1 protein-coding gene and 1 pseudogene are annotated in these 1,312 nt (G+C 67.1%); both read right to left on the bottom strand.

What is annotated here, in order from left to right; all coding sequences use genetic code 11:
• A partial coding sequence (locus Ade02nite_RS48825) for a 2-oxoacid:ferredoxin oxidoreductase subunit beta (RefSeq protein WP_203778292.1) occupies positions 1-642 on the bottom strand: 642 nt, incomplete at its 3' end.
• Positions 635-1,312, bottom strand: a pseudogene (locus Ade02nite_RS48820) (2-oxoacid:acceptor oxidoreductase subunit alpha); the annotation flags it as partial. The gene Ade02nite_RS48825 and the pseudogene Ade02nite_RS48820, both read right to left, overlap by 8 nt.

Raw genomic sequence — 1,312 nt, 5'->3', positions numbered from 1 at the left:
GATCAGTTCGAAGGCGCCGTCGTTGAAGATGTTGCAGTTCTGGTAGATCTCGACGAACGCGGAACCCTGGTGGTCGGCTGCGGCCCGCAGCACCGATTGGAGGTGCTTGCGGTCGGAGTCGATGGTGCGGGCCACGAAGGTCGCCTCCGCGCCCAACGCCAGTGACAGCGGGTTGAACGGTGCGTCGGCCGAGCCGGCCGGCGTCGACTTGGTGATCTTCCCAAGCTCGGAGGTCGGCGAGTATTGGCCTTTGGTCAGCCCGTAGATCCGGTTGTTGAACAGAAGGATTTTCAGGTTGACGTTACGGCGCAGCGCGTGGATCAGGTGGTTGCCGCCGATGGAGAGCGCGTCGCCGTCGCCGGTGACCACCCACACCGACAGATCGGGCCGTGACACGGACAGTCCGGTGGCGATGGCGGGGGCGCGGCCGTGGATCGAGTGCAGGCCGTAGGTGTTCATGTAGTACGGGAACCGTGAGGAGCAGCCGATACCGGAGACGAAGACGATGTTCTCGCGGGGGATGCCGAGCTCGGGCATGAAGCCCTGCACGGCGGCCAGGATGGCGTAGTCACCGCAGCCCGGGCACCAGCGGACCTCCTGATCGGATTTGAAGTCCTTGGCGGTGAGCTTCAGATCAACCATTCTTGACCACGTCCTCCAGCATGTTCTCCAAGGTGGCGGCGGTGAACGGCAGGCCGCTGACCTGGTTGAACGCCACGACATCGACCAGGTAGCGGGCGCGGATCACGTGGGCGAGCTGCCCGAGGTTCATCTCCGGGACCACGACCTTGTCGTACGCGGTGAGCACCTCACCGAGGTTGGCGGGTAGCGGGGCGAGGTGCCGTAGGTGGGCTTGGGCGATCGGCAGCCCGCGTTGGCGCAGCGCCCGGCAGGCGGCGCCGATCGGCCCGTAGGTGGAGCCCCAGCCGAGCACCAGCACGCGGGCGTTCTCGTCGGCGTCCTCCACCTCCACGTCGGGTACTTCGATGGCTTCGATGCGGGCGGCCCGGGTGCGGACCATGTGTTCGTGGTTGGCCGGGTCGTAGGAGATGTCCCCGGTCTTGTCGGCCTTTTCCAGGCCGCCGATGCGGTGCTCGAGGCCGGGCGTTCCCGGGATGGCCCACGGCCGGGCCATCGTCTCGGGGTCGCGGAGGTAGGGCAGGAAGCGGCCGTCGTCGCCGTTCGGCTCGGTGGCGAACCGCACCGACAGGTCGGGAAGCTCGCCGGACGACGGCAGCAGCCACGGCTCCGAGCCGTTGGCCACGTAGTTGTCCGACAGCAGGATCACCGGCGTGCGGTATTTGAGCGCGAT

Source organism: Paractinoplanes deccanensis (genome assembly GCF_016862115.1).
Lineage (GTDB): Bacteria > Actinomycetota > Actinomycetes > Mycobacteriales > Micromonosporaceae > Actinoplanes > Actinoplanes deccanensis.
Note: the sequence above shows the minus strand (reverse complement) of the source record. Positions and strands in the feature narration are given on the sequence as shown.